General features: G+C 64.3%; 21 protein-coding genes. 18 read left to right on the forward strand and 3 right to left on the reverse strand.

Annotated features, from left to right (window positions below; translation table 11 throughout):
• Positions 1 to 13: 13 nt before the first annotated feature.
• From N1058_RS19390 to N1058_RS19400, 3 genes are all read left to right on the forward strand, one after another.
• Positions 14 to 349: a DUF736 domain-containing protein gene (locus N1058_RS19390; RefSeq protein WP_265519250.1), complete on the forward strand. Its 336-nt coding sequence runs from the start codon at positions 14 to 16 to the stop codon at positions 347 to 349.
• Positions 350 to 354: 5 nt separating this feature from the next.
• A complete protein-coding gene (locus N1058_RS19395) occupies positions 355 to 1,281 on the forward strand; it encodes a lytic transglycosylase domain-containing protein (protein ID WP_265519251.1) in 927 nt (308 codons plus the stop codon).
• 1,099 nt (positions 1,282 to 2,380) lie between these two features.
• A complete protein-coding gene (locus tag N1058_RS19400; RefSeq protein WP_265519336.1) occupies positions 2,381 to 3,613 on the forward strand; it encodes a DUF3363 domain-containing protein in 1,233 nt (410 codons plus the stop codon).
• A 43-nt stretch (positions 3,614 to 3,656) separates the two neighbouring features.
• Here the strand turns inward: N1058_RS19400 and N1058_RS19405 are convergent, their stop codons facing one another.
• Positions 3,657 to 3,812: a helix-turn-helix domain-containing protein gene (locus N1058_RS19405; RefSeq protein WP_420848020.1), complete on the reverse strand. Its 156-nt coding sequence runs from the start codon at positions 3,810 to 3,812 to the stop codon at positions 3,657 to 3,659.
• Between the two features lie 172 nt (positions 3,813 to 3,984).
• On the opposite strand from N1058_RS19405, the gene N1058_RS19410 reads away from it, so the two are divergent.
• The 15 genes from N1058_RS19410 (at position 3,985) to N1058_RS19480 (ending at position 18,345) form a co-directional block, all read left to right on the forward strand.
• Positions 3,985 to 4,281, forward strand: a complete 297-nt coding sequence (locus tag N1058_RS19410) for a DNA -binding domain-containing protein (protein ID WP_265519253.1) — start codon at positions 3,985 to 3,987, stop codon at positions 4,279 to 4,281.
• A 130-nt stretch (positions 4,282 to 4,411) separates the two neighbouring features.
• Positions 4,412 to 6,400, forward strand: a complete 1,989-nt coding sequence (locus tag N1058_RS19415) for a conjugal transfer protein TraG (protein ID WP_265519254.1) — start codon at positions 4,412 to 4,414, stop codon at positions 6,398 to 6,400.
• 10 nt (positions 6,401 to 6,410) lie between these two features.
• On the forward strand, positions 6,411 to 6,848 hold the full coding sequence (locus N1058_RS19420; protein ID WP_265519255.1) for a ribbon-helix-helix domain-containing protein: 438 nt from the start codon (positions 6,411 to 6,413) through the stop codon (positions 6,846 to 6,848).
• Between the two features lie 332 nt (positions 6,849 to 7,180).
• Positions 7,181 to 8,302, forward strand: a complete 1,122-nt coding sequence (locus N1058_RS19425) for a type I restriction enzyme HsdR N-terminal domain-containing protein (RefSeq protein WP_265519256.1) — start codon at positions 7,181 to 7,183, stop codon at positions 8,300 to 8,302.
• Between the two features lie 388 nt (positions 8,303 to 8,690).
• On the forward strand, positions 8,691 to 9,677 hold the full coding sequence (gene trbB / locus N1058_RS19430) for a P-type conjugative transfer ATPase TrbB (protein ID WP_265519257.1): 987 nt from the start codon (positions 8,691 to 8,693) through the stop codon (positions 9,675 to 9,677).
• Positions 9,674 to 10,006, forward strand: coding sequence for a TrbC/VirB2 family type IV secretion system protein (locus N1058_RS19435; RefSeq protein WP_265519258.1), 333 nt, complete (start codon positions 9,674 to 9,676; stop codon positions 10,004 to 10,006). The genes trbB and N1058_RS19435 overlap by 4 nt, the downstream gene beginning before the upstream one ends.
• The gene (locus N1058_RS19440; protein WP_265519259.1) at positions 10,006 to 10,287 is read left to right on the forward strand and encodes a VirB3 family type IV secretion system protein; all 282 of its coding nucleotides are present in this window, start codon (positions 10,006 to 10,008) and stop codon (positions 10,285 to 10,287) included. Before N1058_RS19435 ends, N1058_RS19440 begins: the two co-directional genes overlap by 1 nt.
• 10 nt (positions 10,288 to 10,297) lie before the next feature.
• Positions 10,298 to 12,832, forward strand: coding sequence for a conjugal transfer protein TrbE (gene trbE / locus N1058_RS19445; RefSeq protein WP_265519260.1), 2,535 nt, complete (start codon positions 10,298 to 10,300; stop codon positions 12,830 to 12,832).
• Complete coding sequence (gene trbJ / locus N1058_RS19450) at positions 12,829 to 13,608, forward strand: P-type conjugative transfer protein TrbJ (protein ID WP_265519261.1); 780 nt, start codon at positions 12,829 to 12,831, stop codon at positions 13,606 to 13,608. Before trbE ends, trbJ begins: the two co-directional genes overlap by 4 nt.
• Before the next feature lie 18 nt (positions 13,609 to 13,626).
• A complete protein-coding gene (gene trbK-alt / locus N1058_RS19455; RefSeq protein ID WP_265519262.1) occupies positions 13,627 to 13,914 on the forward strand; it encodes a putative entry exclusion protein TrbK-alt in 288 nt (95 codons plus the stop codon).
• Between the two features lie 4 nt (positions 13,915 to 13,918).
• A complete protein-coding gene (gene trbL / locus N1058_RS19460; protein WP_265519263.1) occupies positions 13,919 to 15,271 on the forward strand; it encodes a P-type conjugative transfer protein TrbL in 1,353 nt (450 codons plus the stop codon).
• Positions 15,268 to 15,957, forward strand: coding sequence for a conjugal transfer protein TrbF (trbF, locus tag N1058_RS19465; protein ID WP_265519264.1), 690 nt, complete (start codon positions 15,268 to 15,270; stop codon positions 15,955 to 15,957). Before trbL ends, trbF begins: the two co-directional genes overlap by 4 nt.
• Positions 15,954 to 16,979 (forward strand): P-type conjugative transfer protein TrbG, encoded by a 1,026-nt coding sequence (trbG, locus tag N1058_RS19470; RefSeq protein ID WP_265519265.1) that lies wholly within the window; start codon positions 15,954 to 15,956, stop codon positions 16,977 to 16,979. Before trbF ends, trbG begins: the two co-directional genes overlap by 4 nt.
• Positions 16,976 to 18,109 (forward strand): TraB/TrbI/VirB10 family type IV secretion system protein, encoded by a 1,134-nt coding sequence (locus tag N1058_RS19475; RefSeq protein WP_265519266.1) that lies wholly within the window; start codon positions 16,976 to 16,978, stop codon positions 18,107 to 18,109. Before trbG ends, N1058_RS19475 begins: the two co-directional genes overlap by 4 nt.
• Positions 18,109 to 18,345, forward strand: coding sequence for a DUF2274 domain-containing protein (locus tag N1058_RS19480; RefSeq protein WP_265519267.1), 237 nt, complete (start codon positions 18,109 to 18,111; stop codon positions 18,343 to 18,345). Before N1058_RS19475 ends, N1058_RS19480 begins: the two co-directional genes overlap by 1 nt.
• Position 18,346: 1 nt before the next feature.
• Here the strand turns inward: N1058_RS19480 and N1058_RS19485 are convergent, their stop codons facing one another.
• Positions 18,347 to 19,225 (reverse strand): LysR family transcriptional regulator, encoded by an 879-nt coding sequence (locus N1058_RS19485; protein WP_265519268.1) that lies wholly within the window; start codon positions 19,223 to 19,225, stop codon positions 18,347 to 18,349.
• Positions 19,226 to 19,320: 95 nt separating this feature from the next.
• Positions 19,321 to 19,920, reverse strand: a complete 600-nt coding sequence (locus N1058_RS19490) for an acyl-homoserine-lactone synthase (RefSeq protein WP_265519269.1) — start codon at positions 19,918 to 19,920, stop codon at positions 19,321 to 19,323.
• Positions 19,921 to 19,969 lie beyond the last annotated feature (49 nt).

Raw genomic sequence — 19,969 nt, forward strand, 5'->3', positions numbered from 1 at the left:
CGGAGACCTCACGATGCCACAGATCGGCGCATTCCGGCGAACCAAGTCCGGCTATTCCGGCCGTATTCATACGCTCACGCTCGATGCAGAGCTCGTCCTTTTTCCCACCGACAACACCGACGCGGAGAACGCTCCGGATTATCGCATCCATCTTGGCGACGCCGATGGCCCGGAGGTCGGTGCCGGCTGGAAACGCACCGGCGAGAAGGCTGGCGACTACGTTTCCTTCCAGCTCGACGATCCCACCTTCGCGCAGCCGATCCGCGCCAACCTGTTCCAGTCCGACGACGACAAGGCCACTTGGTCGCTGCACTGGAACCGGCCATCGAAACGCGGCGAGCGGGACTGAAGGTCATGCGCTCTTGCATCGTGATCGCCTTCCAGGGCTTCATCCCTTTGTTCGCGGAAATGCCGTCTCATCCCTTCGTCCCGCTCGGGCGTAGCCCGGCCGGCGCGCGCAGCGAAGGTCAAGGGCGGCCATGGGCCGGCGCTTTGCGCGTTCCCTTGATCGCAGCGAGCACGCTGGCAGGCTCGGGTCGAGGCGGAGACAGGGCGGTCTCCCGCTGTGCCGTCTTACTGCTGGCCGGTATGCTTGCGCTCGGCGCGGCGCCCGCCGCCGTCGTGGCGCAGGAGCGACAAGCTGAACATGTGGCGGTAGCCGATCCTTATGCGGCCTATATCCATGAAGCGTCGCAGCAGTTCGGCATGCCGGCGGCATGGATTCGCGCCGTCCTGCGCGCCGAGAGCGCTGGCGATGTAGGTGCGAATTCGTCCGCCGGGGCGATGGGGCTGATGCAGATCATGCCCGATACCTGGGCGGAACTGCGTGTCCGCTATGGCCTTGGCCGCGACCCTTTCGATCCGCGCGACAACATCCTCGCGGGCGCCGCCTATCTGCGCGAGATGTTCGACCGCTACGGCAATATCGCTGCCATACTGGCCGCCTACAACGCCGGTCCTGAGCGGTATGACGAATATCTCTCAGCAGCCAGTCGTGCATTGCCGGCCGAAACGCGCGCCTATGTTGCCGCGCTTGCGCCCCTTCTCGGCGGCGACATGCCCCCCGGCACGATCATCACCGCTGCATCCGCACCGCCGGATTGGCGCGAAGCGGCGTTGTTCGTTGTGCGCTCAATCAGTGCTCGCGTTACCGATGCCGTGCGGCCCGGCGACCGCCCCAGTGACGTAACCGCACCGCTTCCGGTGCGTGATGTATCCCCAATCGAGCCGCAAACCGGCGACCTGTTCGTTGCCCGCGCCAGCGCTGGAGAGCAGCAATGAAGACGGCGCGCTCGCGTTTGGGGACCCTCATTTCGGTGTGCAGGCAAAAGGCGTCATGCCTGGTCCACGACCCGGCGGGAGAGGCAGAAAGGGCGGGAAGGGCGGAGGGCAAGATTAAAGCGGACGGCACCCTATGGCCCCAATCCGCAGGGCAAGCCTTTGTCTGCACACTGTTGAGGGCGGCACCCTCGAAATGCCAGTATGGTGCCGGCGATTTTCGGAAAGTCAGCATTTGTAGGCTTTCCGGCGGCACTCCTGCCCGAGATCCGGCGGATCGGCGGGGTCGCCGCCGATGAGCGACGACGAGGATCGCTTCCGCCCGCGACCTGGCCGCATCCGCTCCGATGCGCGCGGTGGCGCCAAGACCAAGAGCTTCTTCACCAAGGTCAGAAAGATCGCCCGCCAGCATGGCGGATCGCGGTCGCGTAGCGGCGCGTGTGCCGCCGGCGACAGGGGCGGATCGCGATCGGCGTTGGCGAGCCGCCGGGGCGTGAAGCGCGGGCGCGGTGCGGCCTTCGTCTGCTCGCGCAACCTGTCGGGAGGGTGGGGCCATCGCCAACGCGGAAGCCGGCGCGTGATCGTCAAATCGCGCTCCGTCCGCGCCGCCGGCAAGAACGGCCGGGCCGCTGCCCATCTGCGCTATATCCAGCGCGACGGCACCTCGCGCGACGGCGAGCGTGGCCAGCTCTATTCGACCACCGAGGATCGCGCCGATGGCAACGCCTTCCTCGAGCGCGGCAGGGACGACCGGCACCAGTTCCGCTTAATCGTCTCGCCAGAGGATGCGGCCGACCTTGCCGAACTGACCGGATTCACCCGCGACCTGATGAATCAGATTGAAGCCGACCTCGGTACGAGACTCGACTGGGTGGCGGTCAACCACTTCAACACCGGCCATCCCCACGTCCACGTCATCGTCAACGGTCGCGATGAGCTGGGCGAGGATCTGGTCATCAACGGCGACTATATTGCTCATGGCATTCGCGAGCGGGCGACTGAGCTCGCGACGCTCGAACTTGGCCCCGTGACGGAGATCGAACAACAGCGCAAGATCACCACCGAGATCGATCAGGACCGCTTCACCCGAATCGATCGCGCGATGATCGAGGAGGCTCGTGACGGCCTGGTCGATCTTCGCCACGAGGCCGGCGATCCGCGCGCCATCGCTCGCCGCGGGCTGCGGCTGGCGCGCCTCGGCAAGCTGGAGAAGATGGGGCTGGTAACCGAGCATGCGCCTGGCGTTTGGGAATTGAGCGACCGGCTCGAACCGGTCCTGCGCGAGTTCGGCCAGCGCGGCGATATCATCCGCACAATGCAGAAGGTGCTTCGGGCCGGGGGACAGGAGCGTGACCCGGCGAGCTTTCAGATTCATGCCTGCCCGCCCGGCGTACCAATCATCGGCCGTGTCATCGACAGGCGTCTGTCCGACGAACTGGGGGAGAACCTCACCCTGGTTGTCGACGGGATCGACGGCCGCGCGCATCACGTCTCGGGCTTTGACCCGGTTCGTGTCGAGGACGCTCGTATCGGCAGCATTGTGGAGATTGGCTCGGCCGACACGGCAAGCCGTCCCTCCGATCGCGCCATTGCGGGCATGGCGGAGGACGGCATCTATCGGCCGACCCGGCATCTGGAACAGGCGCGTTTCGATGGCCGCGTTCCCAGCAGCGACTATGACGGTTTCGTCGAAGCGCATGTTCGCCGGCTGGAGGCGCTGCGCCGAGCCGGCATTGTCGAACGTATTGATGCCCACCAGTGGCGCGTCCCGGAGGATTTTGAGAGCCGGGCCGCTGCCTATGACGCCGGTCACAACCGGCAGGCCAACGTCCGCGTCCTGTCGGCGTTCGATCTGGAAAGCCAGATCGCAGCGGATGGAGCGACCTGGCTCGACCGGCGTCTGATTGCGGGTGAGGCATCCGATCTCGCTCCCGTCGGCTTCGGTCAGCATGTCGGCCAATCCATGGACCGGCGCCGCGAGCGCCTGATCGAACAGGGTGACGCCACGCGCCAGCACAACGGCCGGGTCTTCTATCGTCGTAATCTTCTCGCCACCCTGCGCGAGCGCGAAGTCGCTCGCGTCGGCGCGGAACTGGCGGCTGCGAAGTCGTTGCCGTTCCGGGCGGTCGCGAACGGTGACACTGTCAGCGGGAAGTTCACAGGCACGCTCCAGCTATCGAGCGACAAGTTCGCCATCGTGGAAAAAGCGCACGAGTTTACGCTAGTTCCATGGCGCCCGGTTATCGACCGCCAGCTCGGTCGCGAGGTCATGGGCATTGTACAAGGCGGGTCGGTATCGTGGCAGTTGGGCCGCGCGAGGGGGATTGCGCTTTAGGTCTGGCGCAGGACGCCTTTCTCGAGACGAAGCTGTGATCCCGCTAGGATTCTTCTGTTGAATCGATTTCTGCTAGCAGGTCGGCAGGCTTGACACCCACGGCCTGAGCAGTGTGCCAGAGCGTGAGAAGCGTCACATTCTGCACGCCGCGCTCCATGGCGCTTACATGGGCGCGGTCGGCACCAATACGCTCAGCCACGGCCTCCTGGCTGAGGTCGGCGGCGAGCCTGTAACGCCGTAGGTTCGACCCGAAAAGCTCCCGTATGTCCATCCACAGCTTATGGACGGATCGCGTATTTTGCTGCTACGTATTATAATACGCGGCGCAGACGCTGCCTCTTGGCGGATTACATTGGTAGGGAAGACGTCCGATGTGCGTGAGGCCTGAGCTTGATCCCGATGTCGATGACGAGGCCCCGAGCGGCCCGGACATCACCCCATACGATGAAGCACACTTCCTGACCTATCTGCGCCTGCTCGACGCTGATGCCGAGGGGGCGGACTGGGCCGAAGTATCGCGGATCGTTCTGCATCGCGACCCCGTTGACGAAGAAGCGCGAACCCGCCGATGTTGGGAAAGCCATCTCACCCGCGCCCACTGGATGACGAAACATGGCTATCGCCGGATACTCGAACAGGCCATAGAGGAGTCGCGGAAAGTCCACTAGCACTGAGGGAAGGCCCTCCGATTTCTTCGCCATGGTATCCAGCAGTACGCCGGATTTTCGTTATCTATTGCCTCTCACCGTCGCGCCTATTCTCTGATCGACTCCGTCTCTTTTGCCGATTGGAGCCCATATGCGCGGCGGCCGAATACTCTGGGGTCAGATTGCCATCGTCTTCACCATCGTTCTGGCGATGACCTGGGCGGCGACGCAATGGACCGCATGGCGGCTCGGCTTCCAGCCGCAACTCGGCAATCCCTGGTTCGAGCTGGCCGGCTGGCCGGTCTACTATCCGCCGGCCTTCTTCTGGTGGTGGTTCTCCTTCGACGCCTACGCGCCCGTGATCTTCGTCGAGGGCGCCATCATCGCCGCGTCGGGCGGCTTCATCGCGATCGCCGCCGCGATTCTCATGTCGATCATCCGGGCGCGGGAAGCAAAGAACGTCGCGACCTACGGTTCGGCACGGTGGGCGGAAGACGAGGAAATCCGCGCCGCGGGCCTGCTCGGTCCCGATGGCGTCGTACTTGGTCAATATGACCACGATTATCTGCGCCATGACGGACCGGAGCACGTCCTGTGCTTTGCGCCGACACGCTCGGGCAAGGGCGTGGGGCTCGTGGTGCCGACGCTGCTGACCTGGCCGGGAAGCTGCATCGTTCACGATATCAAGGGCGAGAACTGGACGCTCACGGCGGGCTTCCGCGCGAAGCACGGCCGCGTCCTGCTGTTCGATCCGACCAACGCCCAATCCTCCGCCTACAATCCGCTTCTGGAGGTGCGGCGGGGCGAATGGGAAGTCCGCGACGTGCAGAATATCGCGGATATACTGGTCGATCCCGAAGGCAGCCTCGAACGCCGGAACCACTGGGAAAAGACCAGCCACGCTCTGCTGGTCGGCGCGATCCTGCACGTCCTTTATGCGGAGCCCGACAAGACACTTGCGGGCGTTGCCAACTTCCTGTCCGACCCGAAGCGGCCGGTCGAGGTGACACTGCGCGCGATGATGGACACGCCGCATCTGGGTGAGGCTGGAGTTCATCCCGTCGTCGCCTCGGCCGCGCGCGAATTGCTCAACAAGGCGGACAATGAACGCTCGGGCGTGCTGTCCACGGCCATGTCCTTCCTCGGCCTTTACCGCGACCCTGTCGTGGCGCGCGTGACGGCGCGCTGCGACTGGCGCATCGCCGATCTGATCGCAAGCCACCAACCGGTCAGCCTCTACCTCGTCGTGCCGCCCTCCGACATCAACCGCACCAAGCCGCTGATTCGGCTGATCCTCAACCAGATCGGGCGCAGGCTAACGGAGGAATTGCAGACGTCCGGCAAGCGCCATCGCCTGCTTCTGATGCTGGACGAGTTCCCCGCCCTCGGGCGGCTGGATTTCTTCGAGAGCGCATTGGCTTTCATGGCCGGTTACGGCCTCAAGAGCTTTCTGATCGCGCAGAGCCTCAATCAGATCGAGCGGGCTTATGGGCAGAACAACGCCATCCTCGACAATTGCCATGTCCGCGTCGCCTTCGCCACGAACGACGAACGAACCGCCAAGAGGGTCAGCGACGCGCTCGGCACGGCGACCGAGTTGCGTGATTCCACCAACTATGCCGGGCATCGGCTGGCCCCCTGGCTCGGCCACCTCATGGTGTCGCGTCAGGAGACGGCCCGCGCGCTGCTGACTCCCGGCGAAATCATGCAGTTATCCCCCACCGACGAAATCGTCATGGTGGCGGGCACACCGCCGATCCGAGCGAGGAAGGCGCGCTATTACGAGGACGAGCGCTTCGCGGAACGCGTCCTGCCGTCGCCCGAGCGGGTCGAATCTCATCCTGCGGAGGTGGCGCAAACGGCCGACGAGTGGTCGAACCGTGTGATCTCGTCGGGGCCGGAAGCCTCTCAAGATCGCCATGATCCCGTTGCGGATCCCACCAACGCCGGTATCCGGCGCGAGCCGGAATTGCCTGAGCATGAGGAGATCCTCCCGCCCAAACGCGCCCCGGAACGTGAGTTCGACCTGCTGGACGACGGGCCCGATGTCGATGCTGCAAAGGCGCGGGCGATGCGGCAACGCCTTCGCATCGTCGCCCGCCAGGCGTCGATGGATCCGGCCGATGGCATCGAGCTGTAGGAGAATGCCAATGCGGGCCAAGACACGGATGAATGTCTATTTCGATCCGGCATTGCTGAAGCAGGTCGAGGCGCTGGCGCTGCGGCGCAAGGTCTCCAAGTCGGCCGTCATCGAGGCGGCAGTGGCTTCCTTCCTTTCGGCCGACGCCTCCGAACGGCTTGAGGCCGTCTTCGCGCGCCGCATGGACAAGCTCGGCCGGCAGATCGATGGCCTCGACGAGGATGTCGCCATCCTGGGCGAGACCGTCTCTCTGTTCATCCGCTTCTGGCTCACCGTCACGCCGCCGCTGCCTGAGAGCGCCCAGGCTGGAGCGCGGGCCAAGGGAGCAGAACGCTTCGAGGGCTTCATGCAATCGCTTGGCCGGCGGTTGGCCACAGGCGACAGGTTCCTGAAAGAACTGTCCCGCGACGTCGATCCAAGGTATGGGGCTACCACTGATGCAGATTAGGCCATTCAGCTACGCGTCGTGAAACGACCCAATGCCGACGCTGCCGGATGCAGTCCGGAACGACTGGTTCCCGACGCACACCTGCTGTTGCGCGCTGTCACCTACCACGAGCCCGAGCACATCATGACCCCCTCCGACCCGAGATAAGCCGCCAGTATCGACTTGAGCGCTTCCACGATCTTTTCGCAGCGGCGCTCAGCCGATACGCTTGCCCAACCCGAAACCGACCACTATCATCCCAAGGACACGCTATGTATGAAGGAAGATCGGGGGCAGGTCATCTTTATACAGTTGACTTCAAAAAAAGGAACTGAAGTAAAGATGACCGAAGCATGACAATCATTACTCCGCAAATCCTAGAGGCCGTTTCGTCATATAACGAAGCTGAAGTTCGCTTTCATGTGATTGATCCTATGCTTCGCAAACTGGGTTACCCTGGCGGTGAAGATGTTTATCTCAAGCTGGAAGAGAAGCTCGAATACCCTTACTTTTTCACCGGACACAAGAACAAGAAAAAGGACCTGCCGTTAGGGTTTCCAGATTATCGGGCAGGCCTCAAAGGCCGGCGCGGTAGCTTTATCATAGAGGCGAAAGCTGCGACCGTGGGCCTTGCCGAGAAAGATGTCGAACAAGCGCATTCGTACGCAGCACACTCGCAGGTTGGGGCAAACTACTTCGTACTGAGTGACGGCGCACAAGTGGTGGTCTATGAGACGCTGGCAGGCGGGCGGGCAACGCCAATTGTCCTTCTCGAAATAGACGAACTGGATGCGAGGTTCCACGAACTAGAGAACGTGCTTTCGCCCGCCAACCTCGAAAGGATTTGCCGGGTGAATTACGACAAGGGCCTTAAACTTTGCGATGGGTTGGGGTCGTCCATCAAAATTCACTCCGGCGAGTACGACATGAAGGACTGGGCGTACCGGATTGTCATAGGCGGGCAAGATTGTACGGAGATACTGAAAAGATCAGTTCCTCAGTTTTCCGAATTGGACGGTCAGCTTGCCATGATGCAGCGGGACTTCGAACTCCGGGTTGGAGGAGGGGTGGTAGAACGTGAGCCCGATGGAAGGATCGTCGCGAACGTGAGTTTTGCGGGAGTGACTAAAAACAGCCTAGCAGCAATGAAGCTGCTCGGAATCGACCGGATGGCATTCGCCACAAACGCTCAGTTCATTTCGACCTCCCCCGATGATCCTACGGTTTTTGAGTCCACCGCAGATTTCGCATTGGAGAAGGGCACGATGATGCCTCCGTTATTTGGAGATGCGGTTCCTATGGATATCGATGTCGACGGCGATATATTTGTCACCACACGGATGCACAAAGAGGGCGATGTAATCCTCGGAGAATACTCTGCCGTTGCTGACTACCGGTTCGATGTGCCGATGGTCGGCAGGACGAATCTGGAACTAGATTTGATCGGCACATTCGTGCTTCGGTTGATTACATAGGAGTGTTCGAGTCGGTCTGCAATTTCCACGATCGGCATCCTGCTTCAGATTGCTTGAAACCGTATCCGGCTTCCACGTAGGTGTTGCCGCAACCGGGAGCAGAAACTGAGCACCTGCAGCGAATGACCGATAGGTCCACTTCTTGTCCGTTCAGACCGAGGGGCGTCAACGCGAACTATCCACCCTTTTGAGAAATTCGAATTCCGCCGTTTGGGTTTTTGGCCGCGGCGCATGGTGCGGCGTCGCCAGGACGTCCCGCCGGTTGCCGCCTTCTCTTCGCCATGGCCGCACGCGCTTAGTTACTTGTTGAATCAGCCCCAGATCCGGTTCTTTTAATCATCCCCGTCCGGGGATCGCCTGTCACATCCCCGCAAGCAATCGGGACGATATGGCAACCACTCACCAGCAATCGGAAGCGATCCGGCGCGGCGCGCGCATGCTGCGCACGGCGCTTGGAGCGTCGATTGCCCGGTTTCTGGAAGACCCGGCGGTGATCGAGGTGATGCTGAACCCGGATGGCCGCATCTGGGTGGATCGTCTGTCCGAAGGGCTGGCCGATACGGGGGAGATGCTGACCGCCGCAGATGGCGAACGCATCGTGCGACTGGTCGCCCATCATGTCGGCGCGGAGGTGCATTCGCGCAGCCCGCGCGTCTCGGCCGAACTTCCCGAAACAGGTGAGCGGTTCGAGGGCCTGTTGCCGCCCGTCGTCGCCGCGCCCGCATTCGCCATCCGCAAGCCGGCCGTCGCGGTGTTCACGCTCGACGACTATGTAGCCGCCGGCATCATGATTGCCGACCAGGCGGCAACGCTGCGCGCGGCCGTCCAATCCCGCGCGAACATCCTCGTCGCCGGTGGCACCTCGACGGGCAAGACCACGCTGACCAATGCGCTGCTCGCCGAGGTGGCCAAGACGGCGGATCGCATCGTCATCATCGAGGACACGCGCGAGCTGCAATGCGCCGCGCCCAACCTCGTCGCCATGCGCACCAAGGACGGTGTCGCTACGCTTTCCGAGCTCGTCCGCTCCTCGCTGCGCTTGCGCCCCGACCGCATCCCGATCGGCGAGGTGCGCGGTTCGGAAGCGCTCGACCTCCTCAAAGCCTGGGGCACAGGCCATCCCGGCGGCATCGGTACCATTCACGCAGGAACCGGCATCGGCGCGCTGCGTCGTCTCGAACAGCTCATCCAGGAAGCCGTTGTCACCGTTCCGCGCGCCTTGATCGCCGAAACCATCAACCTCGTTGCCGTGCTGTCCGGCCGCGGTTCCACGCGCCGCCTGACCGAACTCGCTCGCGTCGACGGGCTCGGCCCGGACGGCGACTACCGCATCGCGCCAGCTACCAACAACAGCACCACAGGAGAAACTGTATGATCCGCCGTGCCATGCGCATCCGTCGCCACATCGCGACCGTTGCCGCCGTTACCTATGTCAACCTGCTGCTCGTCCCGGCTGCCCACGCCTCGGGCTCGTCCATGCCGTGGGAAGCGCCGCTTCAGAGCATCCTTGAATCCATCGAGGGGCCGGTGGCCAAGATCATCGCCGTGATCATCATCATCGTTACCGGCCTGACGCTGGCCTTCGGCGACACCGGTGGCGGCTTCCGCCGGTTGATCCAGATTGTCTTCGGCATTTCCATCGCCTTCGCGGCCAGTTCCTTCTTCCTGTCGTTCTTCTCCTTCGGCGGCGGGGCGCTGGTCTGATGGCGACCGTCCTTGAACAGCTTGCCGAGGTGCCGGGCTTCTCCGTCCCTGTCCATCGCGCGCTGACCGAGCCGATCCTGCTCGGCGGCGCACCGCGCTCCATTGCGATTCTCAATGGCACATTGGCTGGAGCCGTCGGCCTGGGCCTCCAGCTCTGGCTGGCCGGGATCGCGATCTGGGCTATCGGCCATGTCGCGGCGGTCTGGGCCGCCAGGCGCGATCCGCTTTTCGTCGAGGTCGGCCGCCAGCATCTGCGCCTGCCCGGCCATCTGAACGTATGAGGGGCCGGACATGATGAATCTCACCGAATACCGCCGCACCGCCGCCCGTCTTGCCGACTATCTGCCCTGGGTCGCGCTCGTCGATCAGAGCGTGGTCCTCAACAAGGATGGTTCGTTCCAGCGCACGGCGCGGTTTCGGGGTCCCGATCTGGATTCCGCCGTCGCGGCCGAACTGGTCGCGGTGGCAGGTCGCATCAACAACGCCTTCCGCCGTCTCGGTTCCGGCTGGAGTATCTTCGTCGAGGCCCAGCGATATCCATCCTCCGCATATCCCGACAGCAGGTTTCCCGATCCGGCCTCCGCGCTGGTCGATGCGGAACGCAGGGCGGATTTCGAGGGGGAGGTCGATGAGCAATCGTCCCCGCGGAACGATCGCCGACCGAACGGCACGTATTTCGTGTCCAGCTACTTCCTGACATTCCTCTACCTGCCGCCGGCCGAGGACGCCGCCCGCACCGAGGCCTGGCTTTACGAAGGCCGTGAGCAATCCGGTGTGAACCCATGGGAGATCCTGCGCGGCTTTGCAGACCGTACCGACCGCGTGCTGGCGCTGCTCGACGGCTTCATGCCTGAATGCCGCTGGCTCGATGATTCCGAGACGCTGACCTATCTGCATTCGACCGTCTCGACCAACCGGCATCGCCTCCGCGTGCCCGAGACACCGATCTATCTCGATGCGCTGCTAGCCGATCAGCCGCTGGCTGGCGGGCTGGAACCACGCCTTGGCGATCAACACCTCCGTGTGCTGACCATCGTTGGCTTCCCGACCACGACCACGCCCGGCCTGCTCGACGAGATGAACCGGCTCGCTTTCCCGTATCGGTGGAGCACACGGGCGATCCTGCTCGACAAGACCGACGCCACGCGGCTGCTGACCAGAATCAGGCGGCAATGGTTCGCCAAGCGCAAGTCCATCGCGGCGATCCTGAAAGAGGTCATGACCAACGAGCAATCCGCGCTCGTGGACACCGACGCCGCGAACAAGGCCGCCGACGCCGATATGGCCCTGCAGGAGCTTGGGGCCGATGTCGCCGGCATGGCCTACGTCACCGCGACGGTCACGGTCTGGGACGCCGATCCCCGCATTGCCGACGAGAAGTTACGGCTCGTCGAGAAGATCGTCCAGGGCCGCGATTTCACCGCCATGGCCGAGACCGTCAATGCCGTCGATGCCTGGCTGGGCAGCTTGCCGGGACATGTCTATGCCAATGTCCGCCAACCGCCTATTTCGACGCTCAATCTCGCCCACATGATCCCCCTGAGTGCCGTGTGGGCGGGGCCGGAACGGGACGAGCATTTCGGTGCGCCCCCCTTGCTCTACGGCAAGACCGAAGGCTCGACCCCGTTCCGGTTTTCCCTTCATGTCGGCGATGTGGGGCACACACTTGTCGTCGGCCCGACCGGCGCCGGCAAGTCCGTGCTGCTCGCGCTGATGGCCTTGCAGTTTCGCCGCTACGAGGGTTCGCAGGTTTTCGCCTTCGACTTCGGCGGCTCGATCCGCGCCGCCGCGCTCGCCATGGACGGAGACTGGCACGATCTGGGTGGCGGACTGACCGAGGGGGCGGACACCTCCGTTTCGCTTCAGCCGCTCGCCCGCATCCACGATACCTATGAACGCGCATGGGCGGCAGACTGGATCGTCGCAATTTTGATACGCGAGGGCATCCAGATCACGCCGGAGGTGAAGGAACATCTCTGGACGGCGCTGACCTCGCTCGCCTCCGCGCCGGCCGAGGAACGCACCATCACCGGTCTCGCGGTCCTGCTGCAAAGCAACGACCTGAAACAGGCGCTCCGGCCCTACTGCGTCGGCGGTGCCTTTGGCCGGCTGCTCGATGCCGAGACCGAACATCTCGGCTCGGCACGTTGCCAGGCGTTCGAGATCGAGGGCCTTGTCGGCACCGGCGCGGGTCCGGCCGTGCTCGCCTATCTCTTCCATCGTATCGGCGACCGGCTCGACGGCCGCCCGACGCTGCTCATCATTGACGAGGGCTGGCTTGCGCTGGATGACGAGGGCTTCGCCAGCCAGCTCCGCGAATGGCTGAAGACGCTCAGGAAGAAGAACGCCAGCGTCATCTTCGCCACGCAATCGCTCTCCGACATCGACAATTCCGCCATCGCGCCGGCGATCATCGAGAGCTGCCCGACCCGGCTGCTCCTGCCAAACGAGCGTGCGATCGAGCCGCAGATCACGGCAATCTATCGCCGTTTTGGCCTCAATGACCGGCAAATCGAAATCCTCGCGCGGGCGACGTCCAAGCGGGATTACTACTGCCAGTCGCGGCGCGGAAACCGCCTGTTCGAACTGGGCCTGTCCGAAGTCGGGCTCGCGCTCTGCGCCGCGTCCGCCAAGTCCGATCAGGCCGCCATCGAGCGCATTGTCGCCGAACACGGCCGGGACGGCTTCCTCGACGCCTGGCTGCGCCATCGCGGCGTCGATTGGGCCACCGACCTCGTTCCCAGCCTCACCAATCTCGCCGACCGGCCGGAACCACCCGCGCCGGTCGCGCCGGATCGTTTCCCAACAGAGGAGATTACCCCATGACCAAATACCGTTTCAGATTCGCCGGCGCCACGGCCCTCGCACTGGCCCTTGCCGCTCCGGTCACACTGTCGCCGATGCTCGCCAGCCCGGCTCACGCACTCTTCGGCTTCGGCGACATCGTCTATGACCCGACAAACCACGCCGAGAACCTTTTGACTGCCGCCCGCACGCTCGAGCAGATCAACAACCAGATCCAGAGCCTCCAGAACGAGGCGCAGATGCTCATCAACCAGGCCCGCAACCTCGCGAGCCTGCCGCATTCCTCGCTCCAGCAGCTTCAGCGGAACGTGCAGCAGACCCAGCAGCTCCTCGCCCAGGCGCAGAACATCGCCTTCGACGTCCAGCAGGTCGACCGGATGTTCCAGCAGGACTACGCCAATCTCGATCTTTCGGCGACCGATTCCCAACTCGTCGCCGATGCGCGGTCGCGCTGGGAGAACACGGTTGGCGGATTGCAGGATGCGATGCGCGTCCAGGCCGGAGTTGTCGGCAATATCGACACGAACCGTGCCGAAATGTCGGAGCTTGTCGGTCAGAGCCAGGGAGCCACCGGGGCTTTGCAGGCCACCCAGGCCGGCAATCAGCTTCTCGCCCTCCAGTCGCAACAGCTTTCCGACCTCGTCGCGGTGATGTCCGCCAATGGCCGCTCCGAAGCGCTGATCGAGGCCGAACGCGCGGCGGCGGCCGAACAGGGCCGCATCCAGCGCGAGCGCTTCCTGACGCCGGGAGCCGGCTACCAGCCCGGCAACGCCCGGATGTTCACCGGCGGCAATTGACGCGCAGGAGGGGCAGCCATGAACGGCAAGATGCTGGCCCGGCTCGGGGCGATCGTCTTCATCGCTATCGCGATTACCGCCACGGTGATCGAGATGACCCGGAAGGAGGAACCGGCGCGCGTCGGGACCGTGCCGGCGCTTCAGCCTTCGGCCGATCCGCTGCGACCGAGCCTGCGCCGGTGTCAGCAGCTCGGCGAGGCGGCGGTCAGCGATCCCGGCTGCCTTGCGACCTGGGCCGAGTCCCGTGACCGTTTCCTCGGTCGCACACCCGCGCCCGTAGTCCCTCACGACAACGCAGGGCAATGATCCGATGGGCGGCACCGGCGTCATCGATTCGTTTCTAGGGGTCTTCACCAGCTATATCGACAGCGGGTTCGGCCTGCTCGGCGGCGAGGTGGCGTTCATCGCCACCACCCTGATCGTTATCGACGTGACGCTCGCCGCGCTCTTCTGGGCCTGGGGCGCCGATGACGACATCATCGCGCGTCTCGTCAAGAAGACGCTGTTCGTCGGCGTCTTCGCCTATATCATCGGCAACTGGAACAATCTGGCGAAGATCGTCTTCGACAGTTTTGCCGGGCTCGGCCTGATGGCGTCCGGCACGGGCTTTTCCGCCGCCGATCTGATGCGCCCCGGCCGCGTCGCACAGACCGGCATGGACGCCGGCCGGCCGCTGCTCGAATCCATCTCCGACCTGATGGGCTACTGGTCCTTCTTCGAGAACTTCATCCAGATCGCCTGCCTGCTCTTCGCCTGGGCACTGGTATTGCTCGCCTTCTTCATCCTGGCGGTACAGCTCTTCGTCACGCTGATCGAATTCAAGCTGACCACGCTCGCCGGCTTCGTGCTGATCCCCTTCGGCCTCTTCGGCAAGACCGCCTTCATGGCCGAGCGCGTCCTTGGCAATGTCGTTTCGTCTGGCATCAAGGTGCTGGTGCTCGCCGTCATCATCGGCATCGGCAGCACCTTGTTCTCGCAGTTCACCGCCGGCTTCGGCGGCGCAACTCCGACCATCGACGACGCCATGGCGATCGTTCTGGCTGCCCTGTCGCTCCTCGGTCTCGGCATCTTCGGTCCCGGCATCGCCTCCGGTCTCGTCAGCGGCGGACCCCAACTCGGCGCAGGCTCGGCCGTAGGCACGGGTGTCGCCGCCGGCGGAATGGTGCTTGCCGGTGGTGCAGCGGCAGCCGGCGCGGCCATGCTCGGCGCGAGAGGTGGCGCTGCCGCACTGTCGGGTGGGGCGGCGGCCGTGGGAGCCACCTCGACGGCCTACAGCACCGGCTCGTTCGGTCAGACCGGCGCGACCGGTGTCGCCTCCGGCGTTGGCGGCGTCGCGCGGGCGGCGGGTTCCGCTGCCGTCTCGCCCCTCAAGCGGGCCGCCACGCGCACATCCCAATCCGTCAAGTCCAGCTTCTCCGAGGGCGCGAAGGCCGGATTCGGCGCGACCGGTGGCACCTCCACGATGGGCACGGTCGGCGGTGCGGATGCAGCGCCCACTGCAGCGCCCGCCGTACCGGCTGGCGGCCCGCCCGCATGGGCGCAGCGCATGCAGCGCCGGCAGGCGCTCAACCACGGCACGACCATGGCCGCCCATGCAGTCCGTTCCGGCGACGGCCACGGCTCCAGTTCTTCCGTCAATCTCTCCGAAGGCGACCGCTCATGAACCTCTTCAAACGACCATCGACCCATTACGGCAAGTCGCCGGAACCCGTCACACCCTATCAAAAGGCCGCTCAAGCCTGGGACGAGCGCATCGGCTCGGCCCGTGTGCAGGCGAAGAACTGGCGCTATATGGCCTTCGGCTGCCTGATTCTGTCGGCGGGCTTCGCTTCGGCGCTGGTCTGGCAATCGGCGCGCGGAACCGTCGTGCCCTGGGTGGTGCAGGTCGATGCGCTCGGCGAGGCCCAGACGGTTGCCCCCGCGACGGCCGATTACCGGCCGACCGATCCGCAGATCGCCTTCCATCTCGGCCGCTTCATCGAGCAGGTCCGCGCGATCCCGGCCGATCCGATCATCGTGCGCCAGAACTGGCTCAGGGCCTACGAGTTCACCACGGATCGCGGTGCGGCAGCACTCAACGACTATGCCCGTGCCCACGACCCGTTCACGAGGGTCGGCCGCCAGCAGATCGCCGTCGAGGTATCGAGCGTCATCCGAGCCTCGCCAGGCTCGTTCCGGGTTGCCTGGACCGAGCGCCATTACGAGAACGGCCAGCTTTCCGCCACCGAGCGATGGACCGCCATCCTGACCATCGTGATCCAGATCCCACGTAGCGCGGAGCGTCTACGCGCCAACCCGCTCGGCATCTATGTCAATGCGATCTCCTGGTCGCGGGAGATGAGCCAATGACCCGCACGACTTACCGTAAGGCCGGGTTTACGGTTTGTCGCAAACCCGCCTTCGCGGCTCTGCTGCTCTCCGCAACCATGCTGGCGGGCTGCGCCACCAACCGGACGCCGCAATTCTCCTATGACGAGACCGTGCCGCCGCTGCCCGCTGTGCAAGCATCCGCTGGAGATGACCACCCGCGGCCGTTGCACACGCCGCCGGCCTGGACAGTGGCACGCGGCGGCGAGGCCTCCGGCACACCGACCGGCCGCGTGCAAAACGCCAATGCCGCCGCCCGTGTCGAGCCTCGGCGTGAGGGCTACTACAATTCGATCCAGATCTATCCATGGTCGGAAGGCGCACTCTTCCAGGTCTATGCCGCGCCAGGTCAGATCACCAATATCGCGCTGGAGCCCGGCGAGAGCCTGACCGGGACGGGGCCGATCGCGGCAGGTGACACCACCCGCTGGATCATCGGCGATACGACAAGCGGTTCGGGCACGAACCGCCGCGTGCATGTGCTGGTGAAGCCGACGCGGCCGGACATCTCGACCAATCTCGTCATCACCACCGACCGACGCATCTACATGATCGAGCTGCGTGCCCGCGAGGAACCCTACATGCCGGCCGTGGCCTGGGCCTATCCGCAGCCGCCCGCAGCGCAGCAGTCCACACCGGCGCGGCCCACCATTCCGGCTCCTTCCGCCCGCAATCACCGTTATGGGTTGCAAGTGCACGGTGACAGCCCGCCCTGGCGGCCGGTCTCGGTCTTCGACGACGGCCGCCGTGTCTATGTCGTCTTCCCAGCCGGCATCGTGCAGGGCGAGATGCCGCCGCTCTTCGTGCTGGGCTCCGACGGTGAACCGCAAATCGTCAACAGTCGCATCTGGCGCAACATCCTGATCGTGGACCGTCTGTTCGGTGCCGCCGAGTTGCGCCTTGGCAGCGGCAACCGACAGCAGGTGGTCAGGATCGTGCGGGTCGAGGAACGGCAGGCCGAAACCTCCGCTAAGAGCGGCGCGAACGATGGAGAAGCGTCATGAGCGAGACCGAAACCGCGGCGCCCATGCGGCTGCGTGCCGAGCCGCCGCGCGTCACACGCCTGTCCCGCAAGATGCTCGCGGGCGTCGGCGCCGTCGCATTGCTCGGCATCGGCGGCGCGCTTATCTACGCCCTTCAGACCCGCGAGGCGGGACCGGGAGGGGAAGAACTCTATTCGACCGAAAACCGCCCGACGGCCGACGGTCTCACCAGCCTGCCGTCAGACTATACCGGTCCTGTCCTTGGACCGGCATTGCCCGGCGATCTCGGTCGGCCGATCCTCGACGCCCAGGAGCGCGGGCAGCCCGTCGCGCCGCCCGCCATCACGACCCCTGCGGTCGATCCCGAAGAGGAGCGTCGTCGCGCCGAGGAAGAAGCCGCGCGCACCAGCCAGGTGTTCTTTCAGTCCGGCCCGAACGCGGCGGGCGGGACACCGATGCCAGATGTCGGCGGGCTGGACCTTGCCGGACAGGCCGGCGCGCCGGCGGGGCAGAACAGTGAGCTTACCTTCCTCAACGGCCCGGTGGACCGGCGCACCGTCGCGGCGGATCGCGTCATGCCGCCGGCGTCGCCCTATATCCTGCAGGCCGGTTCGGTGATCCCCGCAGCGCTCATCACCGGCATCCGCTCCGATCTGCCTGGACAGATCGCCGCGCAGGTGACCGAGAACGTCTATGACAGCCCGACCGGCTCGCTGCTCCTGATTCCGCAGGGCACGCGCATCATCGGCGAATACAGCAGTGATGTCGGATTCGGTCAGCGCAGGGTGCTGCTCGTCTGGAACCGGCTGATCTTCCCCGACGGTCGCTCCATCGTGCTGGAGCGCCAGCCGGGCGCCGACAGCCAGGGCTACGCTGGGCTCGAGGACGGTGTCGATTATCACTGGTGGGACCTGGCCAAAGCCGCCGGCCTTTCGACGCTGCTCGCGGTCGGCGCCGAACTGGCGATCGACGACGAAGATCGTCTGCTCAGTGCCATCCGCAATGGTGCCCAGGACGCCATCAACGATGCCGGCCAGCAGATCGTCCAGCGCCAGTTGCAGGTCGAACCGACGCTGACCATCCGGCCCGGCTTTCCCGTCCGCATCGTTGTCACGCGAGATCTCGTACTCGAACCTACGGGCGCTGATTGATGACCAAGCTGAAACTCGGCGCGATCATGGACGACAAGCCGGTCAAGCTCACGATCGAGATTCCGGCCGCCGTGCATCGCGACCTTGTCGCCTATGCCGAGGTGCTCGGCCAAACGACGGGACAGCCTGCTCCGGACCCGGCAAATCTGATTGTTCCAATGCTGGAACGCTTCATGGCGACCGATCGAGCCTTTGCGAAGGCTCGAAGGAATCGTGCCGGCCCAGCTACCTCCTGACTCACGCCGCGCCATTTCGGCTGCGTCGAAGCATCATCTCGAGAAAGTTGCGGTGAGGAACGTTCCGGTTGAAGGGAGACCAGATTGCTGTGACGGGAATTGAGTCCGGCGGCTCATCGTCGAGGCATCGGAATTCGACTCCTGGCATCGCGATCGCCGTCGCCGATTCCGGCACCGGTGCAATACCGTATCCCTCTGCAACCAACCGGATGAGCGTGTCGCGCCCGACATCGAAACGATGGATAGCCGGTTGGAGTCTGCGTTCACTGAAGCGGTGCAACACGCGATCCAGCACCTGCGGCTCGATCCCGTCGTGGCACACAAGAATGGTCTCGGACGCGAGGTCCACCCATTCCAGTTCCTGCGCCTTGGCAAGGTCGTGGAGCGCGGGCAGAGCTGCAACAAGCCGCTCCACCCAGAGCTGTTTCGAGTGGCAGTCAGGGATGATTGCGCCGCCGACCACGAAGGCAATATCGAGTTGGCCCTCGCGGATCTGGCGCAGCAGGCTGCAGCGCTGCCCATCGGTGATATCGACGGCAATGCGAGGATAGGACTCTCGAAAGCGCCCAAGGAGATCAGCGAGGGCAGGGGAGATCAGAACACCGCCGAGTCCGATGCGAAGACGACCGAGTTCCCCGCCAGCCATCATACCTGCCACTTTCACGGCATGATCGAGTTGATCAATGCCGGCCGCGATATGCCTGAGGAAGCGCTCGCCCGAATCGGTAACGGCCACGCCGCGATGCCGCCGTTCGAAAAGAAGCACGCCGAGATCTTCTTCCAGTTGCTTGATGCGCTGGCTGAGGCCGGACTGGCTAACGCCAAGCGCGGTTGCGGCGTGCCGGAAGTTGAGGTGTTCGGCGACGGCCGCCGCCTGCATCAACGCCACGAGCGGGATGCGGTATCCCAAGGGTGACCGCGCATGGACACTACCCTCGACCTGGCCAACGTTCTGTTTGGGTGGACGGCGCCTCATCACACGGACGCGGGCTTGCCGGAATTCCGCATTTCCAGCAGCCGCGCAAGCGTGCGGCGGTCGAAGCTCGCGGCTACCGCGAGCGTTTCCTCGCCGCCGATCGTCCTGGGTATTCCAAGTGGCACAACTCTGAAATGAAGCTGAACCAAGCGCAACAGCCAGAGCGGATTCATCTCGATCAGGATCGTCGAAACGTCGGTCTCGAGGCCCCATTCGACAATGCCGGAAAGAAGGGCATTCGCCACCGGGCTCAACATCCGGCCCCGCTCGCGGCAGCCTGGCTCGACGCAATAGCGCGTCCATTCCCAGATTTTGGGTCCGGCCGGTCGCTCGCCCTCGCACAGATCAGGGAGCACGTCCGAAAGGATATGAGGGCGGGTAGTCGGCAGCATGCGCTGATAGCCGACAACGCGATCATCGGTGATGTAGAGCATGTGAACCGCGTGCTCGTCGTCAAAGCGATCCGTCTCCCGGCCATCGTCGCTGCGAAGGTCTGTCCAACCCTTCTCGTCGACAAAGATCGTGTGGCGCAGGCGAAAGGCCTGATCCAGTTCCTTGCGATGACGGTGAGTGTTCTGCGAATCTACGACAAGAAGCATCGGTTGGCCTCCGGGTTTCGAAGTCAACCAATGATGTTTCATTTGGCAA

It is taken from the genome of Nitratireductor luteus (assembly GCF_026162365.1).
GTDB classification, from domain to species: Bacteria; Pseudomonadota; Alphaproteobacteria; order Rhizobiales; family Rhizobiaceae; genus Chelativorans; species Chelativorans luteus.

What these genes read in the sequence shown, in the direction of transcription:
- N1058_RS19390 (WP_265519250.1), top strand. Translation starts at nt 14, where the DNA reads ATGCCACAGATCGGCGCATTCCGGCGAACCAAGTCCGGCTATTCCGGC.
- N1058_RS19395 (WP_265519251.1), top strand. Translation starts at nt 355, where the DNA reads ATGCGCTCTTGCATCGTGATCGCCTTCCAGGGCTTCATCCCTTTGTTC.
- N1058_RS19400 (WP_265519336.1), top strand. Translation starts at nt 2,381, where the DNA reads ATGATCGAGGAGGCTCGTGACGGCCTGGTCGATCTTCGCCACGAGGCC.
- N1058_RS19410 (WP_265519253.1), top strand. Translation starts at nt 3,985, where the DNA reads ATGTGCGTGAGGCCTGAGCTTGATCCCGATGTCGATGACGAGGCCCCG.
- N1058_RS19415 (WP_265519254.1), top strand. Translation starts at nt 4,412, where the DNA reads ATGCGCGGCGGCCGAATACTCTGGGGTCAGATTGCCATCGTCTTCACC.
- N1058_RS19420 (WP_265519255.1), top strand. Translation starts at nt 6,411, where the DNA reads ATGCGGGCCAAGACACGGATGAATGTCTATTTCGATCCGGCATTGCTG.
- N1058_RS19425 (WP_265519256.1), top strand. Translation starts at nt 7,181, where the DNA reads ATGACAATCATTACTCCGCAAATCCTAGAGGCCGTTTCGTCATATAAC.
- trbB (WP_265519257.1), top strand. Translation starts at nt 8,691, where the DNA reads ATGGCAACCACTCACCAGCAATCGGAAGCGATCCGGCGCGGCGCGCGC.
- N1058_RS19435 (WP_265519258.1), top strand. Translation starts at nt 9,674, where the DNA reads ATGATCCGCCGTGCCATGCGCATCCGTCGCCACATCGCGACCGTTGCC.
- N1058_RS19440 (WP_265519259.1), top strand. Translation starts at nt 10,006, where the DNA reads ATGGCGACCGTCCTTGAACAGCTTGCCGAGGTGCCGGGCTTCTCCGTC.
- trbE (WP_265519260.1), top strand. Translation starts at nt 10,298, where the DNA reads ATGATGAATCTCACCGAATACCGCCGCACCGCCGCCCGTCTTGCCGAC.
- trbJ (WP_265519261.1), top strand. Translation starts at nt 12,829, where the DNA reads ATGACCAAATACCGTTTCAGATTCGCCGGCGCCACGGCCCTCGCACTG.
- trbK-alt (WP_265519262.1), top strand. Translation starts at nt 13,627, where the DNA reads ATGAACGGCAAGATGCTGGCCCGGCTCGGGGCGATCGTCTTCATCGCT.
- trbL (WP_265519263.1), top strand. Translation starts at nt 13,919, where the DNA reads ATGGGCGGCACCGGCGTCATCGATTCGTTTCTAGGGGTCTTCACCAGC.
- trbF (WP_265519264.1), top strand. Translation starts at nt 15,268, where the DNA reads ATGAACCTCTTCAAACGACCATCGACCCATTACGGCAAGTCGCCGGAA.
- trbG (WP_265519265.1), top strand. Translation starts at nt 15,954, where the DNA reads ATGACCCGCACGACTTACCGTAAGGCCGGGTTTACGGTTTGTCGCAAA.
- N1058_RS19475 (WP_265519266.1), top strand. Translation starts at nt 16,976, where the DNA reads ATGAGCGAGACCGAAACCGCGGCGCCCATGCGGCTGCGTGCCGAGCCG.
- N1058_RS19480 (WP_265519267.1), top strand. Translation starts at nt 18,109, where the DNA reads ATGACCAAGCTGAAACTCGGCGCGATCATGGACGACAAGCCGGTCAAG.
- N1058_RS19485 (WP_265519268.1), bottom strand. Translation starts at nt 19,225, where the DNA reads ATGCAGGCGGCGGCCGTCGCCGAACACCTCAACTTCCGGCACGCCGCA.
- N1058_RS19490 (WP_265519269.1), bottom strand. Translation starts at nt 19,920, where the DNA reads ATGCTTCTTGTCGTAGATTCGCAGAACACTCACCGTCATCGCAAGGAA.